The following is a 16,072-nucleotide window of genomic DNA, read 5'->3' on the forward strand; positions in this document are numbered from 1 at the left end:
GGGTGCCCGGGCCGGCCGGTGGACGGCCCACAGGCTCACGAGGAGCGCGAGGAACGCCGTCAGCGCGGCGGCGGCCGTCGGGGCGGCGAGACCCGCTGGAGCCAGGATCGACTCCGCGGCCCGGGACAGCCCGGTCGGGTCGAGGCGCCACCCGAGCAGTTGGGCGCCCGTGAGCTGCCGGCAGCAGTACGGCCACCACGAGCACCGGCAGCGCCGGCCCGCGGACCAGCGGCAGGGCCGTCAGGGGACAGAGCCCGGCCAGGCGAACGGGACCGCGAGGACGCCGAGCGGAACACCCTCGTGGTGCACGGGGACGTACGCGGCTCCGCACAGGCCAACTGCCACGCCGGCGGCCCCCGCGACGTGACCCTGCCCACTACACGGACCGTCCGGCGCACTGCGCCACTCGGACGGGGCAGCCGTGTCAGGCGCGTCCGATGCGGTAATCCCGCCGGAAAGGGGAATCCGGAGACCGAAAGCGGGGCAATCGACAGTCAGGGACCACGACGCCGGGTCCGGGACAGAGAGACCGAGCAAGAGCAGACGTCGCGCGACGGACCATCGGGAGGGCCCGTGGATGCGCCAACCACGCTCGTCGTCGTCGCCGTACTGGCGGCCACGGCCCTGTTCGCCGTGGCCGCCACGGTGCTGGTGCGTCTGGTCCGGGCCCGCAGGGGTCTGAGACGAGCCGGACTTCCCACCGGTCCGCGCTGGGTGTTCTGGGGCGCGGTCCTGTACTTCGTGCTTCCCACCGACGTACTGCCGGATCCCGTCTACCTCGACGACATCGGCGTCCTCCTGCTGGCCCTGCGCTCGCTGCGCCGCGCCCCCGAAAACACCCCCGGACGCCTCCCCGACTGACTGTCCGGGAAGACGTTTTCACCCCTGCTCGACCCGATCTCCCCTGCTCCGCGCCCTGATCGTGCCCCGACTCCGCGATGATCACGGAGAGTAAGGAAACCAACCCCCCGTTCGATTCGTATAAGTGACTGAAGGACGCACCTATCCAGCACCACGCAGCGGGCCCGAGTGACGTCGCACAGCGGCACCGCTTGATCGAGGCAGTACCGACGAGGGAGAGACGATGCAACCGTTCACGCTCAACTACGCACGCCCTGCGGCCCAGTTGGAGTTCAGCACTCCGTACGCCTATGACCCCGGACTGCAGTTGAACGTACTCCTCGACGGCCGGATCGCCGCTCGTGACCACGCCTTGCTCAGAGAACTGGGCACGACGACCTCGACGGCGGGCTCCAAGACCCACTTCGACGACTGAACACGGGCCGACGAAAATGACCGTGCTCATCCTTACCTGTGAAGAGGACGTCACGGCGGACATGGTGGTCGTGCACCTGAACGCCGCGGGCGTCCCCGTCGTCCGGCTCGATCCGGCCGACCTGACCCACTCCGTCGCGCTGTCCGGCGAGTACGTGCACGGCGCCTTCCGGGGCCACCTGTCGTCCGCGGGACGGCTGGTGAGCCTCGACGGGCTGCGCTCGGTGTGGGTCCGGCGGCCCGGCACCGCGGCGGCCCGGGCGCCCCAGCCGTCCGCGTGGCTCACGGAGGAGGCGTCACAGGCGCTCTACGGCATGCTCCGCGGCACCGGGGCACGCTGGATGAACCACCCGGACGCGTCCCTGCGCGCCCGGCACAAGCCCTGGCAGCTACGGCTCGCCCAGCTCAGCGGGCTGCCCGTGCCGGCCACGATCGTCACGACGTTCCCGCAGGCGGCCCGTGAGTTCGCGGACCGCTACCCGGACCTGGTGGTCAAGCCGGTGTCCGGGGCGCATCCGCAGGATCCGCCCCGTGCGGTACCCACCACCCGGGTCCCGCCGGGCGCGGACTTCGCCGCCGTCGCCTACGGTCCGACGCTGCTGCAACGCCGGATCGCCAAGCGGGCCGACATACGGCTGACCGCGGTCGGCGACCGGATACTGGCCGCCCGCAAGGACACCGTCCCCGGCGGCGACCCCGACGTGGTGGACGTGCGCTACTCGCCCTCCGCCACACCGTGGCGTCCCGCCGACGTCCCGCCGCGCCTCGCCGAAGCCGTGGGGAGGTACCTGCGGGAGGCGGAACTGGCGTACGGCGCCTTCGACTTCGCGGAGGACGCCGACGGCACGTGGTGGTTCCTGGAGTGCAACCAGTCGGGTCAGTTCGGCTTCGTGGAGGTGGACACCGGCCAGCCGATCGCCCGCACCATCGCGGAGTGGCTGGCCGGGGCGCCCCCGGAGCGCGATGCCCGGCGCGCCGACCGGTGCGGCTCCGCCGCCACATGAGACGACCGGCGCACGGCGAAAGCCCGTGAGGGCACCGACGCGCGCCGGTCCGGATCCGAGGCCTCCCCGGACGGCCGGGGACGGCCCGCCCTCAGACGGCCAGGGACAGTCCGCTTCCCGCATCGTTCACGGGCACCGCCGCCGCGTTCTCCAGCAGGGCGTCCGCCGCGGCGACCGCCTCCCGGACGTCTGCCGTGCCCATCAGCACGCACAGGGTGTACGTCACGTCCTGTAGTTCACGAGCCGTCTGCGGCGTGTCCCGCTCCGCCTGAGCGATCCTCAGCGTCGCGTACCGGGTGAGCAACGTCCTGGCGACCTTAGGGTCCGGAACGATCACGAGCGCCCCTCTCTCCATGTGTTGCGCAGCGTGTGCCCGGACCTGGGCGAATCATGCACGGTGGACCAGGATGTCATCCTCAGGGGTCATGATCCGGCCACGCACCGTCACGCGACCTGCCCGCTGTGCAGCTCCGTGTACACGCCGCCCCGGCGCAGGAGTTCGTCGTGCGTACCGGTCTCCAGGATCCGCCCCTCCCCCATCACCACGATCCGGTCCGCGCCGCGCACGGTGGACAGCCGGTGCGCCACCACGAAGGTGGTGCGGCCGCGCAGCAGCCGGGCCAGGGCCTGCTGGACGAGCGCCTCGGACCGGGTGTCCAGCGCGGACGTCGCCTCGTCCAGGACCAGCACCTTCGGGTCCCGGATCAGGGCGCGGGCGATGGCCAGCCGCTGCTTCTGACCGCCCGACAGCCGTGCCCCGCGCTCGCCGACGAGGGTGTGCAGACCGTTCGGGAGCCGGTCGACGAACTCCAGGGCGTTGGCGTCGCGCAGGGCCGCGCGGACCGTCTCCTCGTCGGCCTCGTCCTCCATGCCGTAGGCGACGTTCTCGCGGATCGTGCCGTCGAAGAGGATCGACTCCTGCGGCACCACCGACACGAACCTGCGGTAGGTGCGCAGGTCGAGGCTGTTCATGTCGGTCCCGTCGAGCAGCACCCGGCCCGAGGTCGGCCGGATGAAACCGATGACGAGGCCGAGCACCGTGGACTTGCCCGCGCCGGACGCCCCCACGAGAGCGACCGTCTCCCCGGGGGTGACGGAGAGCGTGAAGTCGCGCACCGCCGGGCTGCCGGTGTCGTACGCGTAGCCCACGTCCTCGAAGGTCACGAAGCCGTCCAGCGCCGTGAGTTCGGGCTTGCCCGCGTTGTCCTCCAGTTCGGGCGCCTGAAGGACCTCGCCGACCGAGCGCACCGACTCCAGGCCCTTGGTGATGACCGGCGCCAGCCCGGTCAGGGTGGTGGTCGAGTTGGTGAGCGTGGTCAGGAAGGCGCTGAGCATCACGACGTCCCCGGCGGTGACGCCCCAGACACCGTAGTACGAGATCAGCGCGGCGCCGGTGAGGACGAGCACGCCGATCACGTTCAGCAGCACCCAGGCCAGGGAGCCGAAGCGGCCGTTGAGCAGGTCGAGGCGCATCCCGGAGGTGAGCAGGCGGCTCAGGGTGCCGTCCATGCGGCGCAGCGCCTTGCCCTCGAGCCCGTGGGCGCGGGTGACCGGGATCAGGCGGGTCATCTCGGTGACGCGTGAGGAGAGCGTCTCCACCTCGTGCCGGAAGTCCTCGTTGTGGGTGCGCAGCCGGGCCCTGAGGCGGTCCACGAGGAGGGCGGCGACGGGCACGACGACGAGGAAGACGGGCACGAACTCGGGGGTGCGCACGGCGATGATGACGAGGCCGCCGGTGAGCACGGTCAGCGCGCCGAGCCCCTGCTCGGCGGTCTGCTGCACCATCTGCTCCACGGTCTCCACGTCCCGCACCACCTTGGCCTGAAGCACACCCGCGCTGACCCGGGAGTGGTAGCCGATGGACAACTGCTGCATCCGGGTGCACAGCGCGGAGCGCAGGCTGGTGCCCATGCGGCGGACGCTGCCGTACAGCAGACGCACGTAGAGGAGGTGCAGGGGGTAGTTGACCAGCAGGATGAACAGGATGACCCCGGTGCTCGTCCACAGTCCGCCGATCGGCCGGTGCTGGACGACGGTGTCGATGATGGACGCGGTGATCAGCGGCAGCAGCCAGATCGGGCTGTGCTTGACGGTGAACACGCCGGCCGCGGCGGCGAGACTGCGCCGGTCGGCGCGCAGGAGGTAGGCGAGGGTGCGGATCGGATGCTCGCCCCGGTAGCGGTGGTCGAGCGGTCTTTCGTACGACGACGCCATGGCCGGCGTTCCTCCTGGAGGTCGTGTCAGACGGCGGCGTCCAGCTCAGCGAGTTCGCCGGCGGTGAGGACGAGGTCCGTCGCGGCGAGGGAGTCGAGGATCGTCTCGGGGCGGCTCGCGCCGGGAATGGGCACCACGACCGGGGACCTGGCGAGCATCCAGGCCAGGCACACCCGCTGCGGGCTGACCCCATGGGCCTCGGCGACGTGGGCGAACGGCGCGTAGGACGAGCCCAGTTCGCGGGCACGGGAGATGCCGCCGAGCGGGCTCCACGGCAGGAAGGCGATGCCGAGCTCGTCGCACAGACGCAGCTCGGGCTCGCTGGAGCGGAAGGCCGGGGAGAACTGGTTCTGCACGGCGGCCAGGCGTCCGCCGAGGATCTCGTTCGCCTGCCTGATCTGTTCGGGGTTCGCGTTGGAGATGCCGGCCGCACGGATCTTGCCCTCGTCCAGCAGGTCCCGCACCGCGCCGACGGACTCCGCGTAGGGGATCCGCGGGTCGGGGCGGTGGAACTGGTACAGGTCGATGCGCTCCACGCCGAGCCGGCGCAGCGACGCCTCGCAGGCCGCCTTGAGGTGTGCGGGGCTGCCGTCCAGGGTCCAACTGCCGTCGCCGGGGCGCAGATGGCCGCCCTTGGTGGCGACCAGGACGTCCCGGCCCCGGTCGTGGGAGGCGAGGGCCTTGGCGATCAGGGTCTCGTTGTGGCCGACCTCGTCGGCGCCGAGGTGATAGGCGTCCGCGGTGTCGATCAGTGTCACACCGGCGTCCAGCGCGGCGTGGATGGTGGCGAGGGACCGGGCCTCGTCCGGTCGTCCCTCGATCGACATGGGCATGGCGCCGAGGCCGATCGCGCTGATGTCCAGGTCACCGATGCGGCGGTTCTGCATGGGCTCGCGACCTCTTTCGAATGCGGGCGGGCAGGGGGAAGTCCGGTGCCCCCGAAGGTGATGGCGGCGCACCGGACGTCCTCCAGCCTGGCCCCGCCGTCGGCCGCGGGTCCAATGGAGATAAGCGAACGCATTCAGCAGCAGGGCCGCTGAATCCCCGGACGGCGGGTCAGGAGCGGCCCGCCAGGTACTCCGTCACGCCCGGCGCCTGGTGCGCGTCCTCCGCGCCCACCAGGCCGCCGACCGCCTTCGCGTCCGGCTTGAGCACGTAGTTCGACAGGGCGGCCGGCCGGGACACGTCGGAGAAGTCCTGCGGGGAGCCGAGCCCGGTGTCGGCGTTCTTCTGCGCCCGGTGCGCCTTCACCACGTCCTCGCGGGCGAGGCTGCCGGCCGCGCATGCCTTCTTCAGGTCGGCGCCCAGCAGTTGGGCGGCGTTGTAGCCGGACAGCACCCCGGAGTCCACCGGGGAGGCCGGGTACTTCTTCCCGTACGCGGTCACCATCTTCTGGACGCCGGGCAGGTCCGAGCTGACGGCGGGCGCCGCGCTGACCACGTTCAGCATGCCCAGCAGGGCCGGTGCCGCGGGCGTCTTCAACAACTGCGGCGCGTAGCCGGGCGCGCTGCTGACGACGGGCACCTTCAGTCCGCGGGAGGCGGCGACGCCGACCAGGGAGGCCGTCTGGGCCGGGCCCGCGCTGATCAGCACGGCCTTCACGCCCGCCTTGCGCAGCGCCGACACCTGCGCGGACAGATCCGTGTCCGTGGCCTTGATCTTCTGCGGAACGATCTTCAGCCCGGCCTTCTCGGCCGCCCAGGTCGAACCCTCCAGGGCGTTGGCGCCGTAGTCGCCCTCGAAGTACACATGGCCGATGGCGTCACCCTTGGCGAGGCCCTTGGCGCGGGTGAGGAAGTCGACGGCCGCGACCATGTCGACGTCGTAGGTGGTGCCCATGACCTGGACGGAGTCCTTGCCCAGCAGGGAGGCCGCCCAGGCCTGCGGGAAGGTGAGCAGGTGGTCCTTCTCGATGTCGTCGAGGAGGGCGGCGACGACCGGGGATCCGATGACCTGCGGCAGCGCGACCACGTCCGGGGCGAGGTCGGCGTAGGCGGTGACCGCCTTCTGGACGTCGTAGCCGTGGTCCTTGACGACGATCTCGATCTTGCGGTCGCAGATGCCGCCGGCGGCGTTGGTCTCGTCGGCCCACATCTGCTGGGCCTGCACGATGGACTTGCCGAGGGTGGCATAGGGGCCGGTCAGGTCGGTGAGGGCGCCGAGCCTGATGGTCTTCGCGGTCACCCCCGGGCCGGACTTGACGCCGTCGGCGCTGTCGGAGGAATTGTCGCCGTCCGCCTTGGAGCTGCATCCGGTGGCCGCGACGAGCAGGGCCGCGAGCGCGGCGGCGAGAAGGGTTCCGGGGGCGCGGTGTCTGTGGTGCGTGCGGTTCACGGGGTGGGCTCCTTGGTTCGGACGACGGAGGCGGTCGGACGGGCGGTGGGCGCCGGGGCCGGGGAGGCGGGGCGCAGGCGGGTGCGGACGCGGCGGGTGAGGCCGCGCAGTCCGTCGGGGGCGTACAGCAGGACCAGGACGATCGCCGCGCCGTAGAGGTAGCGGGCCGCTTCGGTCGGGCCCACTCCGCCGCCGGTGGTGCCGGGAGCGGTCACCAGCGGCAACTGGTCGGCGTAGCGGGTCATCAGCAGGGGCAGCGCGGTGACGAAGACGGCGCCCGCGGCGGCTCCGGCCACCGAGCCGAGGCCGCCGATCACGATCATCGCCAGGTAGTCGACCGAGAGGGCCAGGCCGAAGTAGTCGGGGACGACCCGGCGGAAGGCCAGCGCGAGCAGCACCCCCGCCAGGCCGGCGTACATCGACGACACGACGAAGGCCGCCGAGCGGTGGCGGGCGATGTCGACGCCCATCACCGCGGCCGCCGTCTCGCTGTCGCGCAGGGCCGCGAGGGCGCGCCCCGGGCGTCCGCGCAGCAGACCTCGCGCGGTCCACCAGGTGCCGGCCAGCAGAACGAGGCCGAGGAACCACAGCCGTTCCTCGGCGCCGAACGGCACGCCGAGGACGACGAGTCCGGGGTCGTCGTCGGTGAAGGAGAACCCGCCGAGACTCAGCGGGGGCACGGAGCGGCCGTTGAAGCCGCCGGTGACTGAGTCGGCGGTGAGCAGCAGGTGGTGGCCCAGGAACACCAGGGCGAGGGTGGCGACGCCCAGGTAGATGCCGCGCACCCGGCCGGCGACGGGACTGAACAGCCCGCCCGCCGCGCCGGCGAGCAGCACGGCCAGAACGGCGGCGAGCGCGGTCGGCAGTCCGGGGCCCGGCTCACCGGCCAGCCAGGTGTAGCCGTAGGCGCCCACGGCGAGGAAGAAGGCGTGTCCCAGGGAGAGCTGGCCCGCGGTGCCGGTGAGCAGGCCCAGGCCCACGGCGCCGATGGCGGCGGCCATCGAGAACAGGCCGATGCGCAGCCAGAAGGCGTCCAGGTAGAAGGGCGGCGCGCACAGGAGAAGGGCGGCCAGGAGCACGACGGCGCCCTTGGGGATCCGATCAGACACGTGCCGCTCCCTTCGCGCCGAACAGTCCGGTGGGCCGCACCAGCAGGACGGCGACCATGACGGCGTAGGGGGCGACGTCGCCGAACCCCTCGCCCAGTACGTGCAGTTCGGACTGGTAGCCGGCCGCCAGGGCCTCGGTCAGGCCGATCAGGAGGCTGCCCGCCAGGGCGCCGGGCGGGGAGGTCAGACCGCCGAGGATCGCCGCCGGGAAGGCCTTGAGGGCGATCTGGCCGGTGGCCCGCTCCAGGCCGGGAGCGGGAAACGCGGCCAGGAAGACGGCGGCCAGGGCGGCCAGGGCGCCGGCCAGGCACCAGGCGAGCATGCGTACGCGGCTCAGCCGTACGCCCATGAGGGCGGCCGCCTCCGTGTCCTCGGCGGCGGCCCGCAGAGCGAGGCCCCAGGACGTGAAGCGGAACAGGGCGAAGACGGCGCCGATGGCGAGCGCGGAGACGGCGATCGCGGCGAGCCGGCTGTCGGCGACGGTCACGGAGCCGAGGCGGGTCACCGAGTCGCCCCACGGGTCGCCGAGGGTCAGCAGGTCGCCGCCGATGCGCCGGGAGAGGTCGGTGAGCAGCACGATGTCCACGCCGATGGTGACGATGGTCTGTACATGGGCTGCCCTGGGGTCGGGGTCGCCGCGTTGCAGCAGCAGCCGGTCGAGGGCTCCGGCGAGCGCCGCGGTCGCCAGTACGGACACCGCGAGGGCGCCGGCGAAACCGAGGTCGTCGTGGAGCACGGCGACGAGGTAGCCGCCGAACAGCAGCAGCGATCCATGGGCGAAGTTGAGCACGCCCGAGGCCTTGAAGATGACGACGAAGCCGAGCGCGACCAGCGCGTAGACCGCGCCGAGGGCGAGGCCGGTGAGGACGCTGTCCAGGAAGGCGGTCATACGGGGTCCCCTTCGGAGCCGGTGGTCTCTGCGGAACCGGCGGTACCTGCGGAGGCGGGCTCCTCTGCGGAGCCGGTGGTCCCTGCGGAGGCGGTGTCCGCTTCGAGAGCGGGCTCCTCTGCGGAGCCGGTGGTCCCTGCGGAACCGGCGGTCCCTGCGGAGGCGGTGGTCTCTGCGGAGGCGGTGTCCGCTTCGGGGACGGGCTCCTCGCCGAGCGCGGTGTCCTCCCCCGGAGTTCCGAGGTAGGCGCGCAGCACCTCGGGGTGGCGGCGGACCTCGTCGGGAGTGCCGTGGGCGATGCACCGCCCGAAATCGAGCACCGTGACCTCGTCGGCGAGGCGCATCACGAGGCCCATGTCGTGCTCCACCAGCAGGACGGACAGGCCGAGTTCGGCACGGACGGCGTCGATCACCTCGGCCATCCGGACGCGTTCGGCGCCGTTCATGCCGGCCACGGGCTCGTCGAGCAGCAGGACGCGCGGCTCGAGACAGAGGGCGCGGGCGAGTTCCACGCGTTTGCGGTCGCCGTACGACAGCAGGGCGACGGGCGTCTCGAAGCGAGTGCCGAGCCCGGTGAGTTCGGCGATCTCACGGGCCTTGGCGAGATGGACGCGCTGTTCGCGCACGGCGCTGGGCAGGCGCAGGGCGGTCGCGGCGAAGCCCGCGCGGGAGAGGGCGTGCCGGCCCAGCATGAGGTTGTCGGCGACGGTCCCCTCGGTGGTGACGATGTTCTGGAAGGTGCGGGCCACGCCGAGGGCGGCGATCCGGTGCGAGGCGAGTCCGGTCAGTGCGGTGTCGCCGAGCCGGACCTGTCCGGAGGCCGGGCGGTACAGGCCCGACAGGACGTTGAAGCAGGTGGACTTGCCGGCGCCGTTGGGACCGATCAGGGCGTGCACGGACCCCGGGGCCACGGTGAACGACACCTCGTCCAGGGCGGTCAGGCCGGCGAAGCGCACGGTCACGTCGCGCACCCGCAGTTCGGGAGTGGCCGCCGTGGGCCGGCCGGGGGCGGTGCTCGTGGTGGGGCGGAGGTTCACGCGGCCCCCTGGTCGCCGGCGTCGTCGCCGAGGTAGAGGCGCCGGACCGCGTCCGTGCGCGCGAGGTCGTCGGCCGGGCCGGACAGCCGGACCTCACCCACTTCCAGGACGTGCGCGTGATCGGCCAGGGACAGTGCCATGCCCGCGTTCTGTTCGACGAGCAGGACGGCCGTGCCCTGGTCGTTGATCTCGCGGATCACCTCGGCGATCCGGAAGACCATCCGCGGGGCCAGGCCGAGCGAGGGCTCGTCGAGCAGGAGCAGCCGGGGTGCGGCCATCAGCGCCCGGCCGATGGCCAGCATCTGCTGCTCACCCCCGGACAGCAGACCGGCCGCCTGCCGACCGCGCTCGGCGAGCACCGGGAACAGCGTGTACACGCGGTCGCGGGCCTCCCTGACCTGCTCGGGTGCCCGGCGGCCGAGGCCGAGGCCACCGGTGCGCAGGTTCTCCTCCACGGTCAGCCCTGCGAAGACCCGACGGCCCTCCGGGACCTGGACGACGCCGGCCCGCACCGCCGCGACCGGGTCACGGCCGTCCAGGACCGTGTCTCCGTAGCGGATGAGGCCGGCCGTGACGGTGCCGCGATGCAGGCGCAGGGTGCCCGACACCGCCCGCAGCAGTGTGGACTTGCCGGCGCCGTTGGCGCCCAACAGCGCCACGACCGCGCCGTGCGGGACGGTCAGGGACACGGAACGCAGGGCCGACAGGGCCCGCCCGTACGTCACGTCGAGACCCTCGACGTGCAGCGCGGGCGGCTCCTGCGGGGGTACTCCGGGCATCGCGGCTCCTCGGGTCCGTGCCGGCGGGCACGGCGCTTCGGCGGAAGGGGAGCTCACGACAACACGGCGCACGAGCAGCGGTACAGGCACGGACGCGGGGTCGCTGCGCGGCCCCAACAGGAGGTCCACCGGCTTGTGCGGGTGCCCAGGGGGCTGGGGTGCGGGGGCATGCCCGGGGGGATGTCAGGGGGGTGCAGTCAGGGGCCGGGCGGCGAGGGGTGAGGTGGCCAGGGGGTGAGGCGTCCGGGGTGGCGAGGGGTGAGGTGGCCAGGGGCCGGGGTGTCCCGGCCCCTGGGCGACTCCGGCCCCAGGCCAGCCCACGGTCGGGGGTGGCCGGAGGGGAACGGGTGGCCAGGCGGCAGAACGCGGGCACCCCGCCAACGCCACCCCGGCCCCTGGGCGACCCGGCCCCAGGCCAGCCCACGGTCGGGGGTGGCCGGAGGGGAACGGGAATCGTGGTCACGGGCCGGGAGGCTCAAGGGGCCCGCGCGGGCGACGGGGCGCGGAGGAGCGGGTCGGGGGCCGGGCGCCCCTACTGCGCGCAGGCCCGTACCGTCCGGCCGGGAAGGAGTGCTCGGGGAGCGGGAGCCGAGGGACCGCGTGCTCAGCGGCTTCGCAGGCCCCGGGCTGTCAGGGCGAGGCTGATCTCCACCAGGTCGGCCGGGCGGGACAGGGAGCGGCCCGTCAACTGCTCGTAGCGGCGCAGCCGGTTGAGGACGGTGTTGCGGTGGCAGTACAGCCGCTCCCCCGCCCGCTGGGCGGAGCCGTCGCAGGCCAGCCAGGTGACCAGCGTGTCGAGCAGGACGGCCTCGTCGGCGGGTTCCAGGCCGCTCAGCGGCCCGAGGACCCGCTCGACCAGCGCCGCGCCCAGGTCGGGGGCGGAGACCACCAGCGCGGCCGGGAGGTGCTCGGTCAGCCGGACCGTGCCGCCGGTCCGCGGGCACATGTCCAGCGCGATGTCCGCGAGACGGCGGGCGTCACCGACCGCGGCCAGTCCCGACACGGCCGTGCTGATCCCCGTCCGCGCGCCGCCGGAGGCCGGGGGAACGGCGGAAAGCGGCGGGCGGCTGCCGGAGCCGGCGTCCTCGCCCTCGGCGCTGTCCCCGCTCAGCAGGACGATGCCGTAGTCCACCTCCACCCCGGTGTGCCAGTACACGCGCGTGCCCCGGCCGTGGGCGGACCGTGCCCCCGCGCCGTCGGAAGGACAGCCGGCCGTCACCGCCACGACGACGTACCGGCCCTCTTCGGGGAGGTCCAGCGCGTGGGCGGTCTCCGGCAGGTCGGCGATGCGGCTCGCTCCGTCGAGCAGGGCGCCCGCCAGCACCCGGAGCCGGTTCTCGCGCCGCCAGGCGAGCTGCCGTTCGACCTGCCGGTAGGCGTCCGCGACGACGGAGCAGTGCTCGTCGACGAAGTTCCACACGTCGGTGGCGATGTGCACGAGCAGCCGTACGTCCTCCGGAGCGGTGCGGGAGGTCTCCTCGATGAGGCCCTGCCACACCAGGGACCCGCCGAGCCGGAACGCGTGCAGCAGCGCGTCCAGCGGAAGGCCCTGCTCCGCGCGGGTCGCGCCGATCTTCCACGAGCACCGGCGGGCCGCGTCGCGGCTGCCGCGCGGGTCCAGCAGCGAACACACGCTGTGCCGCAGTGAGCGGTGCACCTCCTGCCAGGTGGCGGCGGGATCGCTCGTCACGGCCGCACGGTAGGCGGGCTCCTGGTCCTGGAGCGCCGCCACCAGCCGGTCGGTGAGATCGGGCAGGTCCGCCAGGAGCACCCGGGCGGCCCGGTGCAGGACCCGCAGGGCGTCGGCGTCGATCAGCGACCGTACGGGCTGCGGGTGCGGCCGGGGTCCGGGCGCAGCCGGTGCGCCGGACGCGGGACGGAACACGGTCCGTGACCGTAGGGCCTGATGCATCGCGGTCCTCCCCCTGGGCTGTGTCCCGCTGTCCGACTCGTCCTGCCCCGAAGGATGGCATACCGTCCGGTCGGTCCCTAGGGGTGTGCACGATTGTTTTCGGTCCGATCAGCCCTTCTGCCCCGTCTGATCAGCCCTCCTGCCCCGCCTTCTCGACCATGCGCACCAGTTCGACCCGGGAGCGCAAACCCAGCGCCGCGAAGACCTTCCGCAGGTGGTAGTCGACCGTACGGGTGCTGACCGAGAGGGTCAGGGCCACCTCCCGGTTGGTCGCTCCCTCGGCGACGCACCGGGCGATCCGCAGTTGCTGCGGCGTCAGTCCGGACAGTCCCTCGGTGCTCACCCCGCCGCCCTTGGCCACACCCCCCGCTCGCAGTTCGGCACGCGCCTGGTCCGCCCAGGCGCGTGCCCCGCAGCGCTCGAACCCCATCAGAGCGGCGCCGAGACGGTCACGGGCCTCGCTCAGCCGGCGGCGACGACGCAGCCACTTGCCGTGCAGCAGTTCGGTGCGGGCGTGCTCGAAGTCGCCGCCTCCGGCCGCGTCGTGCAGGGCGAGCGCGCGGCGGTAGAGGGCGTCCGGCCGGTCCGCCCCGGCCAGCAGCGCGCGGCAGCGCAAGAGCTGGGCGGGGGCCTGGGGGTCGGCGCCGAATCCGGCCCACCGGGCGAACTCCTCGACGAGCTCGGCGACCTCAGCGACGCCGTCGTCGGCACGCCCGCTCGACGCGGCGGCCTCCACGAAGCAGGGCACGGCGAGCATCCACACCGCGAAGTGTCCCCGCCGTGGCCCCGGCCGCACCAGCGGCCCGAGCCGGTCCGCGGCCTCCCGGGGGCGCCCCCGGCCGAGATCGGCGCGCGCCGCCGCCCACTCCGCCAGCGTCGCGGCCTGGACGAGGCCGTGCCGCCGGGCGATGGCCAGGGCCGCACCCGCGTGTTCGGCGACCTCGTCCCGAGCGCCCTCGATCGACGCCGCCAGGGCGAGTACCGCGTGGTGGTGGGCGGCCGTGTTGCGCTGCCCCGTCCGGTGCGCGGCCCGCAGTCCCTCCTCCGCATGGGTCCTGGCCAGCGCGTGCCGTCCGGCCCGCAGCTCGGCGTAGGCGAGGTATTCCCGGGCCCGCCCCTGGGCAGCCGAGGTCCCGGGGACACGGGCGGCGGCCAGGGCCCGCGCCCCGGCGCGGCGGGCGGCCGCGAGGTCCCCGAGCAGGAGGGCGGCGGCGGCCGCGCGCAGCGCCGTCTCCGGTTCGTCGACGCAGGCCGCACCCGGCGCACTCCCCGCATCCTGCGTACGTTCTGCACCCCCCACGGCCCACGGGGCCGCCGCGCTCTCCGCACCCCGCAGACCCGCCGCACCCCCCACGCCGTGCACGACCGCCGCACTTCCCACGCCGTGCACACCTGCCGCACCCTGCACGGCCCGCACAACCGCCGCGCTCTCCGCGCTCTGCGTACCTAACGCACACTCCACGGCCCACACGGCCGACGCACCCTCCGAACCCCGGACATCTTCCGCACCCTGCGTGGCTACGTCGCTCCCCGGTCCTCCCACGGCTCGCACGACCGCCGACCCCTCCCCGCCCTCCGCGTCCGTCACCAGTCGCCGCAAGGGCTCCGCCGCCTGTGGGAACCGCCCTTCGAGGAGGGCCCGGACGCCGGTGCGGTAGTCGTGCAACGCGGCGCTGCCGCTCGCGCGGCCGCCCTCGCGCGGCGGCTCCGCCGCGTCCGCCGCTCCGCCCGGGGGTCCCGGCCGGTCCGTCCGAAGGTCCCGGCTCTGCCGGGCGCCGGGTCGCGCGTCGGCGTCCGGGGTACCGACCCAGCCGCCCAGCGTCCGCAGGCATCCGGGGGCGTCGCCCGCCGCCCACGCGGCGTCGACCGCGGCCAGCAACGCCGTCTGCGCCTGCCATGGGGCAGAAGCGGCCAGCAGACGGGCGGCGAGGAGCAGGGATGCCCGGGCCTCGTCGACGGGCCCGTCGTACAGGACCGTGGTGCCGCGCACCAACTCGACGCGGCCGCGCAGCGCGGGGGACGACGTGCTGTCCCGGGCCGTGTCGAGCAACCGCAGGGCCCGGTGCGCGCGTCCGCCGAGCAGTGCCTGCTCGGCAGCGGCCGTGTACCACTCCGCGCGCCGCGCGCCGTCCTCGGCCAGTTCGGCGGCGAGGGTGTACGCCGCACACCGCAGACCTCGGGGCGCGGGATACCCGGGGTCGCCGGCCGCCGCGGCCAGTTCGGCCGCCGTCCCGCGCCCGGGTGCGGCCGCGGAGCGCGCTCGGTGCAGCAGCGCGTGCGGCCCTGCGGCTCCCGTCTCCTCCAGGGTTTGAGCCAACGCCCGGTGCACCGCACGGCGCCGCTCGGGCCGCGCCCCGGCATACACGGCGCGGCGCAGAAGCTCGCTGTGGAACCCGACCTCGCCGTCGGCCAGGACGAGCACTTCGGGTACTTCGGGCACTTCGAACGCTTCGTGCAGTACCCCTGGCAGCGCTCCGGGCAGTACCCCTGACAGCGCTCCGGGCAGCGCCGCGGGCGGCGGGGCGGGCAGCGGTTCGAAGGGGTGTGCGGCCTCCGTGCCGGAGCGCGTCACCCGGAGGTGTGCCGCTGCCCTCCGGGCGAGTGCCAGGCCGATCCGTGCGTCCTCGGTGTCGTCCGCGTCCAGGACGGCCGCCGCCACCGTCAGCAGCAGGTCCTGCTGCGCGGGCGTGAACCCGGTCAGCAGGCCGCCGACCAGACCGGTCAGCAACTCGGCGTCGGCCAAGGGGCTCGGCGGCCTCCGGTGACCGCGGAGCTGGGCGGGCGACAGACGCCGGACCATGGCCAGCAGCAGCGCCGGACTGCCCTCGGCCGCGTTCACCAGGTCGTCCCGGACGGCGCGGTCGACGGCCCCGTCCGTCGCCTCGTCCAGCAGTGCGGCCGCCTCCGCCGGGGAGAGCGGGTCGACGCGTACCACCGGCAGCGCGGCGAACTCCCGGTCGACCGGGCGGTGCCCGGCCACGCTCAGCAGCATGTCCACCCGGACGTTCCCGTGCAGCTGTTCCGCGACGGCGCCCAGCGCGGCCCTGGTGGGGGCGTCCCAGAGATGCGCGTCGTCGACGCACACCAGCACGGGCGTACGGGCGGACGCGGCACGCAACGCGTCGAGGAGCACCGCGCAGGCCGGGCCCGCGGGAGGCCACGGCTCTGCCGGTGCGCCGAGGGCGAGCAGCAGCGTGCGCAGACCGCCCAGGGGCACGGCCGGCGCCGCCGGGTCGGCCCGCATCCGGACCGCGGACACGGACGCGGCCGGGAGAGAGTGTGCGGCGCGGGCCAGGAACGTCGTGCGGCCGCACCCGGGTTCACCGGTCACCACCCGCACACCGCCGACCGCGGTCGTCTGAACGGTCATTCCCGTGACGCTACGTACGGGTAACGGGTGGCGGAAGTCGTGCGACCGGTTCGCCGACGGCGGCGCCACGGGCCGGTTGGGGCCCGTCACCAGTGGGTTCGCGCGCGACGGGCGTGACGCATCATGTGCCTGGGCCCAACGGCCGCCGC

12 protein-coding genes and 1 pseudogene are annotated in these 16,072 nt (G+C 73.9%); 3 read left to right on the forward strand and 10 right to left on the reverse strand.

Annotation, left to right across the window (positions count from 1 at the left end):
• Nucleotides 1-573: 573 nt before the first annotated feature.
• From ACIPFH_RS13620 to tgmB, 3 genes are all read left to right on the forward strand, one after another.
• A complete protein-coding gene (locus tag ACIPFH_RS13620; protein WP_401825973.1) occupies nucleotides 574-861 on the forward strand; it encodes a DUF1232 domain-containing protein in 288 nt (95 codons plus the stop codon).
• 223 nt (nucleotides 862-1,084) lie between these two features.
• Nucleotides 1,085-1,276 carry a putative ATP-grasp-modified RiPP gene (gene tgmA, locus ACIPFH_RS13625; RefSeq protein ID WP_401825976.1) on the forward strand — a complete coding sequence of 64 codons (192 nt, stop codon included), beginning with the start codon at nucleotides 1,085-1,087 and terminating at the stop codon, nucleotides 1,274-1,276.
• A gap of 16 nt (nucleotides 1,277-1,292) precedes the next feature.
• Complete coding sequence (tgmB, locus tag ACIPFH_RS13630; protein ID WP_401825979.1) at nucleotides 1,293-2,279, forward strand: ATP-grasp ribosomal peptide maturase; 987 nt, start codon at nucleotides 1,293-1,295, stop codon at nucleotides 2,277-2,279.
• Between the two features lie 91 nt (nucleotides 2,280-2,370).
• On the opposite strand, the gene ACIPFH_RS13635 is transcribed toward tgmB, so the two are convergent.
• The 10 genes and pseudogenes from ACIPFH_RS13635 to ACIPFH_RS13680 form a co-directional block, all read right to left on the reverse strand.
• Nucleotides 2,371-2,616 carry a DUF5133 domain-containing protein gene (locus ACIPFH_RS13635; RefSeq protein WP_401825982.1) on the reverse strand — a complete coding sequence of 82 codons (246 nt, stop codon included), beginning with the start codon at nucleotides 2,614-2,616 and terminating at the stop codon, nucleotides 2,371-2,373.
• 107 nt (nucleotides 2,617-2,723) lie between these two features.
• Nucleotides 2,724-4,493: an ABC transporter ATP-binding protein gene (locus tag ACIPFH_RS13640; RefSeq protein WP_401825984.1), complete on the reverse strand. Its 1,770-nt coding sequence runs from the start codon at nucleotides 4,491-4,493 to the stop codon at nucleotides 2,724-2,726.
• A 26-nt stretch (nucleotides 4,494-4,519) separates the two neighbouring features.
• Nucleotides 4,520-5,380, reverse strand: coding sequence for an aldo/keto reductase (locus ACIPFH_RS13645; protein ID WP_401825987.1), 861 nt, complete (start codon nucleotides 5,378-5,380; stop codon nucleotides 4,520-4,522).
• A gap of 169 nt (nucleotides 5,381-5,549) precedes the next feature.
• Nucleotides 5,550-6,827, reverse strand: coding sequence for an ABC transporter substrate-binding protein (locus ACIPFH_RS13650; protein WP_401825988.1), 1,278 nt, complete (start codon nucleotides 6,825-6,827; stop codon nucleotides 5,550-5,552).
• Complete coding sequence (locus tag ACIPFH_RS13655) at nucleotides 6,824-7,936, reverse strand: branched-chain amino acid ABC transporter permease (RefSeq protein WP_401825990.1); 1,113 nt, start codon at nucleotides 7,934-7,936, stop codon at nucleotides 6,824-6,826. The genes ACIPFH_RS13650 and ACIPFH_RS13655 overlap by 4 nt, the downstream gene beginning before the upstream one ends.
• A complete protein-coding gene (locus ACIPFH_RS13660) occupies nucleotides 7,929-8,825 on the reverse strand; it encodes a branched-chain amino acid ABC transporter permease (protein ID WP_401825992.1) in 897 nt (298 codons plus the stop codon). Before ACIPFH_RS13660 ends, ACIPFH_RS13655 begins: the two co-directional genes overlap by 8 nt.
• Nucleotides 8,826-9,040: 215 nt before the next feature.
• Nucleotides 9,041-9,862: pseudogene (locus ACIPFH_RS13665) on the reverse strand (ABC transporter ATP-binding protein); the annotation flags it as partial.
• Nucleotides 9,859-10,641, reverse strand: coding sequence for an ABC transporter ATP-binding protein (locus tag ACIPFH_RS13670; RefSeq protein ID WP_356251685.1), 783 nt, complete (start codon nucleotides 10,639-10,641; stop codon nucleotides 9,859-9,861). The gene ACIPFH_RS13670 and the pseudogene ACIPFH_RS13665, both read right to left, overlap by 4 nt.
• 604 nt (nucleotides 10,642-11,245) lie before the next feature.
• The gene (locus tag ACIPFH_RS13675; protein WP_401825995.1) at nucleotides 11,246-12,553 is read right to left on the reverse strand and encodes a helix-turn-helix domain-containing protein; all 1,308 of its coding nucleotides are present in this window, start codon (nucleotides 12,551-12,553) and stop codon (nucleotides 11,246-11,248) included.
• 130 nt (nucleotides 12,554-12,683) lie between these two features.
• Complete coding sequence (locus ACIPFH_RS13680) at nucleotides 12,684-15,923, reverse strand: LuxR C-terminal-related transcriptional regulator (protein ID WP_401825997.1); 3,240 nt, start codon at nucleotides 15,921-15,923, stop codon at nucleotides 12,684-12,686.
• Nucleotides 15,924-16,072 lie beyond the last annotated feature (149 nt).

This window comes from Streptomyces sp. NPDC088157, from assembly GCF_044741545.1.
Classification (GTDB): domain Bacteria; phylum Actinomycetota; class Actinomycetes; order Streptomycetales; family Streptomycetaceae; genus Streptomyces.

Bases quoted from the DNA above. Each gene is read 5' to 3' on its own strand.
- tgmA (WP_401825976.1), top strand. From the start codon at position 1,085: ATGCAACCGTTCACGCTCAACTACGCACGCCCTGCGGCCCAGTTGGAG.
- tgmB (WP_401825979.1), top strand. From the start codon at position 1,293: ATGACCGTGCTCATCCTTACCTGTGAAGAGGACGTCACGGCGGACATG.
- ACIPFH_RS13640 (WP_401825984.1), bottom strand. From the start codon at position 4,493: ATGGCGTCGTCGTACGAAAGACCGCTCGACCACCGCTACCGGGGCGAG.
- ACIPFH_RS13645 (WP_401825987.1), bottom strand. From the start codon at position 5,380: ATGCAGAACCGCCGCATCGGTGACCTGGACATCAGCGCGATCGGCCTC.
- ACIPFH_RS13660 (WP_401825992.1), bottom strand. From the start codon at position 8,825: ATGACCGCCTTCCTGGACAGCGTCCTCACCGGCCTCGCCCTCGGCGCG.
- ACIPFH_RS13670 (WP_356251685.1), bottom strand. From the start codon at position 10,641: ATGCCCGGAGTACCCCCGCAGGAGCCGCCCGCGCTGCACGTCGAGGGT.
- ACIPFH_RS13675 (WP_401825995.1), bottom strand. From the start codon at position 12,553: ATGCATCAGGCCCTACGGTCACGGACCGTGTTCCGTCCCGCGTCCGGC.
- ACIPFH_RS13680 (WP_401825997.1), bottom strand. From the start codon at position 15,923: ATGACCGTTCAGACGACCGCGGTCGGCGGTGTGCGGGTGGTGACCGGT.